At 36.3% G+C, this 7,323-nt stretch carries 8 protein-coding genes and 2 pseudogenes; 7 read left to right on the top strand and 3 right to left on the bottom strand.

The features are described 5' to 3' along the window. Window positions 1–526: 526 nt before the first annotated feature. The 6 genes from C3451_RS23895 to C3451_RS23870 all read left to right on the top strand — a co-directional run bounded on the left by C3451_RS23895 (window position 527) and on the right by C3451_RS23870 (window position 4,761). On the top strand, window positions 527–1,768 hold the full coding sequence (locus C3451_RS23895; RefSeq protein WP_124304488.1) for a hypothetical protein: 1,242 nt from the start codon (window positions 527–529) through the stop codon (window positions 1,766–1,768). A 122-nt stretch (window positions 1,769–1,890) separates the two neighbouring features. Then, window positions 1,891–2,313 (top strand): hypothetical protein, encoded by a 423-nt coding sequence (locus C3451_RS23890; protein WP_055322514.1) that lies wholly within the window; start codon window positions 1,891–1,893, stop codon window positions 2,311–2,313. Then, window positions 2,282–3,502 (top strand): relaxase/mobilization nuclease domain-containing protein, encoded by a 1,221-nt coding sequence (locus C3451_RS23885; RefSeq protein ID WP_064839453.1) that lies wholly within the window; start codon window positions 2,282–2,284, stop codon window positions 3,500–3,502. Before C3451_RS23890 ends, C3451_RS23885 begins: the two co-directional genes overlap by 32 nt. Before the next feature lie 224 nt (window positions 3,503–3,726). Then, entirely contained in the window at window positions 3,727–3,999 is a 273-nt protein-coding gene (locus C3451_RS24705; RefSeq protein ID WP_007666384.1) for a hypothetical protein, read from the top strand. A gap of 41 nt (window positions 4,000–4,040) precedes the next feature. Continuing rightward, window positions 4,041–4,427, top strand: coding sequence for a hypothetical protein (locus tag C3451_RS23875; protein ID WP_001078959.1), 387 nt, complete (start codon window positions 4,041–4,043; stop codon window positions 4,425–4,427). Window positions 4,428–4,446: 19 nt separating this feature from the next. Beyond that, the gene (locus C3451_RS23870) at window positions 4,447–4,761 is read left to right on the top strand and encodes a hypothetical protein (protein ID WP_000708681.1); all 315 of its coding nucleotides are present in this window, start codon (window positions 4,447–4,449) and stop codon (window positions 4,759–4,761) included. A 50-nt stretch (window positions 4,762–4,811) separates the two neighbouring features. Here C3451_RS23870 and C3451_RS23865 read toward each other — a convergent pair whose 3' ends face one another. The 3 genes and pseudogenes from C3451_RS23865 to C3451_RS23855 all read right to left on the bottom strand — a co-directional run. Then, window positions 4,812–5,237, bottom strand: coding sequence for a hypothetical protein (locus tag C3451_RS23865; protein ID WP_000360018.1), 426 nt, complete (start codon window positions 5,235–5,237; stop codon window positions 4,812–4,814). Between the two features lie 96 nt (window positions 5,238–5,333). After that, window positions 5,334–5,720 carry a hypothetical protein gene (locus C3451_RS23860; protein ID WP_001062150.1) on the bottom strand — a complete coding sequence of 129 codons (387 nt, stop codon included), beginning with the start codon at window positions 5,718–5,720 and terminating at the stop codon, window positions 5,334–5,336. A 14-nt stretch (window positions 5,721–5,734) separates the two neighbouring features. Then, window positions 5,735–7,186 (bottom strand): annotated as a pseudogene (locus C3451_RS23855) (DNA-binding protein); the annotation flags it as partial. A gap of 34 nt (window positions 7,187–7,220) precedes the next feature. On the opposite strand from C3451_RS23855, the pseudogene C3451_RS23850 reads away from it, so the two are divergent. Further along, window positions 7,221–7,323, top strand: a pseudogene (locus tag C3451_RS23850) (IS5/IS1182 family transposase); the annotation flags it as partial.

The raw sequence follows: 7,323 nt of genomic DNA, 5'->3' as shown, positions 1-7,323 counted from the left end.
TTTGTCATTTGCCTCTATACCATATTACTAATAGTAAAAGCTATCGTTGCACGATTTGAATATAAAGAAAATATGTTAAAATATAAATCTGAAAAATGAAGAATTCTATTTTTCACTGTTAATAGCATCCGATATCATAAATAATAATGGTGAAAAAAACAATGAAACCGCTACATAGGTAGTGATGACTTTTTCTTTTAAACCGGACAATTCGAAATACCTCATCGAGAAAGTGTCCGATAAGTTTAAATAAATTAAGGATGCTAAAATTGAGGCGATATAAATTATCACAATATACGTCATTATTTTTTTATTCATAAAACCCTCCTACAATTAATATATATTAACTAACATCCTTTTATGTTTTGTCAACTCAAGCAAGAGCTAACCAAAGGAAGCGGAGCTTCTTTTGGTCGCCTTGCTTTTCCTGCCCTTTGGTTGTAAAAGACTGACTATACAAAAGCCTACAAGTAATGTTATTTTAATCCACAGTACTAAGCATATAACGAAAGAGGTGACAAATATAATGAAAATCAGAGCAGCAAATGGTTCATATTCCCCATCGAACTTTTATATGCATATCGAATCCAACGAACAAATTGAGGAGTGTGTTCGGAATAACGAACAAACATTTGTTCATGAATATATACATTTTTTACAGGATCTAATCCTCCCATATTCCATACGAAACACACTAACCTCAAAAAGACGATTTCTTAGTGTCCTCCTTCATGCAAATAAAGTAAAAAAAATTATACGACCATTTTCTGAGTGGGATGACGATACCCAACTGACTGACAGACAATTCTCTTCAACATGGGGATGCGACGATTTCATCGATGAAAATGTTAAAATCAAATCTTTAAAGAATGAATTTTTCACAATTGATACTGGTGCTAGGGTTTTTAAATATATCTTAGTCTTAGAAAACAACTCGGAATACCATGTTGGGGCAAGAGATTTCCTTGAATATATTGCACATAAAATTGAAACTAAGCACTGGGAAACTTCTCATCCTCACTTTCCATATATGACTGTTGATTCGCTATTTGATTTTTTAGGCTTTGATTATGTTGCTGATGAAGTTAGAGTATGTTTCGTTGAATATTGTCTATATAATGACAACCCATTAAATATGTTTTTCAATATTATTGAAGAATTAAAAATCAATAATATGATTTCTGTTCTTGATACTTTCGATTCATGTAGTCACTACCTCATTAATCGCCCATGGGAAGCAAAGGGAGGCTTTAATGAAACTATATTTACCAAAACTCAGAGAAGACTATTTGATTTCAAAGAATCATTATCATTAACTTATTCTGGAAACAATTTCCCCAACATCCAAAGATGGATACAACTTGTTATTGATTTTGCAAAATCCGAATTATCTAATAAATTTATATTTGCCGAACTTTTCAGGTTAAATGGTGATGATTTTTTCATAAAAATAAACGGTTTCATTCAAGAAATAGGTATCCCCCTTGTTATGAATAATAATGGGGAATGTATTTCCTTACTTCCAGAAGACTTTGACCAGAATGAATTTATGCAACTTCTAACAGTTCTCGCCCTTATGATTTATGTCTCAGGCAGTGACAGAAATTGCGCACTGATAGATTTATGTAGAGTTTCAAATCCTAATGTCACTAATAGTCTCTGCACAACAAACCCTATATTAAGAGCTCATGATGATGAGTTGTGTCCTTTTGGACTACTCATAAAGAACTATGGTCTACATAAAATTGATTGGGAATATCATTCTTAATACATATTTATAAGTATTATATTAAATATTGCTCCTGCAAATATTGACTTATTTCAGGAGCATGTATAATAGTTAAAGACATCAACATTAAAAAAGGAGTTTATATGGAAATAAACCCATCAATGCCTCGCATTTCAAAAAGCATCGCACCTTTAATAAAGCAATCTTCAAATCTGCAAGAATTAATACCGCAAACTCTCAGAACTCATTGTGTCAGCGTTCGTCTGAATAACGCAGAACTTCAACACCTCAATACGAAACGCGGTTCTACGAGTAAAGGCGAATGGTTACGTATGGCTTTGTTACAGAAGCTGCCAACAATTGTGCCTCCTGTAAACATCGATACATGGAAAACTTTGGGTGAGATCAATCAGAAGTTAAACCGTATTGCTCTCCATATCGACAGTAAGAGTAAAGATAGCCAGCTTACTCACACCGAGCTTTTCGCTGTGAAGCGACAACTGAAAGAGCTTCGTCACAGCTTGTTAAGAACAGATTTTTGGAGTACCGCTCGTGAAGGGTATGCGGAAGATCAAGAGGGGTAAGAGCTTCGCAGGTGTTGTTCAATATGCATTGAAGCTGGGAGCACACCACAAAAGTGATCCAGTCGTCATTGGCGGGAACATGTTAGGTGATTCAGCCCTTGAACTGGTCGCTGAATTCGACAGCACCAAGCATCTTCGCCAGGATGTCGCAAAACCCGTTTGGCACAACTCTCTACGATTGCCTGACGGAGAAGCATTATCGAATGACCAATGGGTAAACATAGCTGACGGCTACATGAAGATGATGGGGTTCAGTGATACCCATCTCCGTTGCTATGTCTTACATGACGACGAAGGTCAGCACATACACATTATCGCAAGCAGAATCGACATGGCCGGTGGAAAGCTTTACTTAGGTAGGAATGAAAACCTCATCAGCACCCGGATTATCAGTGAACTTGAAATCGCTCATAACCTGACAATTACCAAGACAGCTTCTGCGATTACACCAAGGCAACCGAAGCGAAAAAGAATCTCTCGCAACGAACAAATGCTATCGGCCCGGACTGGTGTTCCCTCCCCTAAGGAAGCTCTCCAACAGATACTTGATAAAAGTTTGGCAGATACACCTGACCTTTTAACTTTGATCAAGAGGCTGGAAGAGGCAGAAGTCGGCTGGACGGCTAACATTGCCTCTACCGGTAAGATGAACGGCTTCTCATTCGAATACCGCGATATAGCTTTCAAGGCTTCACAGTTAGGCAAGGGTTACTCTTGGGCAAATCTTCAAAAGCAACTTAACTACAACCCCGACCACTTAGAATTTCTGCTAAAGGGTATACAGACGAAGGAAGCTCTTCCTGCTCCTGCTCCTGCTCCTGCTCCTGCTCCTGCTCCTGCTCCTGCTCCTGCTCCTGCTCCTGCTCCTGCTCCTGCTCCTGCTCCTGCTCCTGCTCCTGCAATAGTTTTGAAAACCGCTGAGAGAAAGGAAAGTATCGGTAAAAAAATTGCAGAACTGGAACTACGGCTCAGAGAAGACAAACGGAACGAAATCGTAGAAAAGATCCTTCAAAAGAATGCAGCCAAACAGCAAAAGCATCTCAGGCTCACCGGCTGGATTCCCTTTTTACAACGGCTCATAGAGCTTCTCAGAAAATATGGAAAGAGCATCCTCCACAAGGTTCCTACAAACTTCTCAGAAGTCTATTCAACACATCATCTGAAACCTACAAGAAAAATTCGTTTATAGACAGCTAGTTGTAAACACCTTTCGTAACCTAACTCAATTGCTTAGTAATAAATTTGTGTTTAGTCAAGAAAATAATGATCGTTATTACAGATCGATAATCTAGTTATGATAGACAATAGCTATCAAGTAACAATCATCGATCGGTACAAGCAATTTTACTAAAGCGAGTCGGTCATCGAGAATCTCTGTAAACGCACCATTTAATCTTCCAGATTGGGATAGCTATGGAAAACGAAACAATAAAGTGCCCGTTCTGCTTTACACAAAGTCCTCATGGTGTGCGGATTTGCAAAGGCTGTCATGCAAAGGTCGCTTACGGTGAAAGCCCGCTCAGTGTGGCATTCCTGTTTCAATTCGTGGCATTTGGTCTCGCGTGGTTAGCATTTTCGTGGACCGGCAGCACTCTTGTATCAGTCATTACGTTTTTCGTAAGCATCATTATTCTTATCTATAAAATCAAAAGAATGTATGCAGACAGAGTTGTTTTTATACGGTGAAATTAATTTCACACAACCGCAAACATAAAATGAGAAAGTAAATGAACCGATTTATAACGTCCTCTTTTTTTATTATTGTCTTCCTGCTTTCTGGCTGTTCAACATCAGGGAACCAGAACCTTAAAAACGAAACACCACAAAGCCTCCAGTCAAAGATCATTAAAAACAAAACAACTAAGACGGAATTACTCACTAAGTTAGGTGAGCCTGATACAAGAACCACACTCGATGACGGAAATGAGCAATGGAAATATTTCATGTCTAACAATCAGTTCAATGCAACGACTTTCATTCCTGTTGTGGGGCTGTTTACTGGCGGTTCCCAAACTCAGTCTAAAACTCTTGAAATCGACTTCAAGGGAGAGACTGTAAGTAAATGGACTTTTTCCTCTGACAATAACAACACCAAAACTGGCATTCTTAATTAATTGTTTTTTGGATAAGAAAATGAAAATATACTCAATTATCACAGTTATCATTACCACCTTCCTTCTAACCGCATGTAACAATGAACCATCGCAAGACGATATATACAATGTTTTCAAAAGTGTTGTAGATAGAACAAATACAAGTATGAAAGCTCTTGATTCAAGAGTTACAGAAAAAGATCTTTTAAGAATCGATTACGTGAAGAAAGTTAGTTGCACAGAAGAAGCAAACAATGTTTATAACTGCATTGTCGATGCCTCTATTAGTAATATGAAACAAACAAAACCAGTAAAACTAATCAAATCTGATGGTGTCTGGAAAGAAGTTCAGTAGTAGCCTATATCAAGAAGTCTTTTAGCCCCTGCTTAGGGGCTTTTTATTGCCTATAACCTGACGGTTCTTACGCGAACTTCATGGGTTAACTCTTTCTCAATTACTTTCATTTCATATTGTGCTCTGACAGTAGCATAGATTTCCTCTGCTTTTTCTTGATTGTTATCTATGTAATTAACAAGCGAGTTTAGTTCCCTAATAACTCCTTCTTTGTTATTTAATCGTTGTAGAAGATTGCTTGTCAGACTTTTGTATACCGAGCTAAACATAGTCATTATGTTATCAATATTACGATTGGATTTGGAATAAATCCTTTTAGGGTAAAAATATTTTAAATGGTATCCCACAAAAATTAAGTAAAGTTGATATGAGAAACTTTTATCTCCGGGCTGGTACCGTTTTGAGATATATTTATCAATTATAATGATAAGTTGCTCTTCCAGAGTAAACTCTGAATTGATGATGTTTTTGTCCATAAAATGCATCCTTGCATAATTGAAATAGTCATCCTGACCATATATTTATATTTATCGTATTTATTTAACTTGTCAATAGGTGTAACCTATCAACTATTATTTTTTATTAAATGGTCTATTCAATTGTTCCATAGTGAGACCATGTCTATAAGCATTATACTGCCAATAGCTAAACTGCTCTTTGTATCTATTGTTCTGTTTTTTTAACATTTCATTTTCGGCTTTAAGATTTATTATTTGTTGTGCCGCAATCGTTAAGTTAGCTGGCTTTTTAAGGCCAGATTTTTTCAAATTAGACAAATTTTTCTTTGTTCTATATGCTTCAACAACTTCATCATGAGCACTTAGAGATTGCCTTGTGATAGTTCTGTTTAGATTCTTATAAACTGATTCACATAAATCGCTCCATGTGATTTTACCGTCCCAAGTCAGTATAATGTGTTTAATTGCCTTTATTTCACTCCTGTTTAAATGTTTTGCCATATGCATCTCCTGTTTCAATTATTCAATAGTTTATTAATTCTTTCCAAATTTTTTTTGTGGTGTTGCAACCATTTGTCTGCACCATAATCACCATTTTCATAAGCGATCTGAGTTATTCTCTTTAATTGCATTACTTTCTCTCGGACAGATTGCAGTCTAATTCTATCTACTGAGTTAATGTCCGGTGTTTCATTATCACATTCAATAAGATGATTAATTTTTGCACAAGGCTTGATTAAATAGTTATGTACACAGTAACCAAATTCAGTTAAGTGTATTGCACCTTGATTAAGGTTATCAAAATCAATTGTCAATTCATTTGTGGGTATTGACTCCCTTTGACAGTAATTACTCCTATTCAATTTAATAGCTTTGATTTTATCTAACATATCTTCTTCCGACACATGGTTATAAACTCTGTTCTGATTCGCATTGATACGACCAGACCATTTAGCTATATCCAGTTCAGACATTTCACCATAATGGGCTATTGTGTTTAAAAGGTGCCGTGGCTGGTGTGAGCGAATAAGTAGTGGTTTACCTTCATCATCATAATATCCATATCGGGAAAATATATTTTTATAATTCATCTCATAGCTTTTTTTTCTTTGTATGTCACTGAAAAAGAAACTTTTAGTAGGTTTGTAAAATGTGAAAATTGAAGTCATTCTTGATAAAGAAAATTGATCAGTATTGAGCAAGCATAAAGCATTACTAAATTTTATGGATTTTTCTTTATCATACCATGGAAAATCTCTGCTAAAATTAGAACTAATAATTTCCCACAAATTACTCAATGAATAGTTGTAATCATTGTGGTTTAAGAAACTTTTCCCACCATCCAAACTCGTTCTTTTAATTTTTAAAACACATGATTTATGATCAAATAAATTATACCCCAGTGCATGGCAAACTTGTACAACGGTCAATTTAGCTTTTTCATCAACTGTTGGGCAAAGCTCATGTCGGTAAAATTTATCCGGGTACTTTTCGCACCAGTGAGCAAGTGCTCTTGCATTTTGTGATAAGGAAAGTAATCTTCTAATCGCTTTCTTCGCAACTGGTATCATAACCTGTGGAATCCACTTGATATTAGGCCCATACCCCTTAACCGAATAGAATCTCAGACCATATCTTTCGATACCCTTCTCATCTTTTTGTGTAATCTCACAATCAGCAGGTAAGGCTAAAATCTCAGAAATTCTGCTCGGACAACAAAGCAGAAGTGCAAATACTGAACTGGTGAATTTATCCCTTGGACTCAGTAGCTCATCATTTTTTGAAAAAATATCAGCAATGGCAAGTAATGCTGATTCATCTGGTAACTTATCGTTTCTGTGATAGTCCTCAATCTCAGGAAGATAGTTGTTTTTGACCTTCTGCTTCACATGGTTTTTCCAGGATATGTATCCTGATTTCACAAGGTTATGTTCACATAGAAATTTTGATAATTTTTCAAGCTGTATCCGGCTTTGTTGAATAAATCGAACTTTTGCTGAGTTGAAGGATCAGATCACGCATCTTCCCGACAACGCAGACCGTTCCGTGGCAAAGCAAAAGTTCAAAATCACCAACTGGCCCACCTACAATAAAGCCCTCATCA

Origin of the sequence: Enterobacter sp. 301B, assembly GCF_003850715.1 — a bacterium.
In the GTDB taxonomy this organism is placed as follows: domain Bacteria; phylum Pseudomonadota; class Gammaproteobacteria; order Enterobacterales; family Enterobacteriaceae; genus Enterobacter; species Enterobacter intestinihominis.
This window is presented reverse-complemented; position numbering and strand designations above follow the sequence as displayed.

Excerpts from the sequence above, each read along its gene's own strand:
- C3451_RS23895 (WP_124304488.1), top strand. The coding sequence starts at position 527 with ATGAAAATCAGAGCAGCAAATGGTTCATATTCCCCATCGAACTTTTAT.
- C3451_RS23870 (WP_000708681.1), top strand. The coding sequence starts at position 4,447 with ATGAAAATATACTCAATTATCACAGTTATCATTACCACCTTCCTTCTA.
- C3451_RS23865 (WP_000360018.1), bottom strand. The coding sequence starts at position 5,237 with ATGGACAAAAACATCATCAATTCAGAGTTTACTCTGGAAGAGCAACTT.
- C3451_RS24705 (WP_007666384.1), top strand. The coding sequence starts at position 3,727 with ATGGAAAACGAAACAATAAAGTGCCCGTTCTGCTTTACACAAAGTCCT.
- C3451_RS23890 (WP_055322514.1), top strand. The coding sequence starts at position 1,891 with ATGCCTCGCATTTCAAAAAGCATCGCACCTTTAATAAAGCAATCTTCA.
- C3451_RS23875 (WP_001078959.1), top strand. The coding sequence starts at position 4,041 with ATGAACCGATTTATAACGTCCTCTTTTTTTATTATTGTCTTCCTGCTT.
- C3451_RS23860 (WP_001062150.1), bottom strand. The coding sequence starts at position 5,720 with ATGGCAAAACATTTAAACAGGAGTGAAATAAAGGCAATTAAACACATT.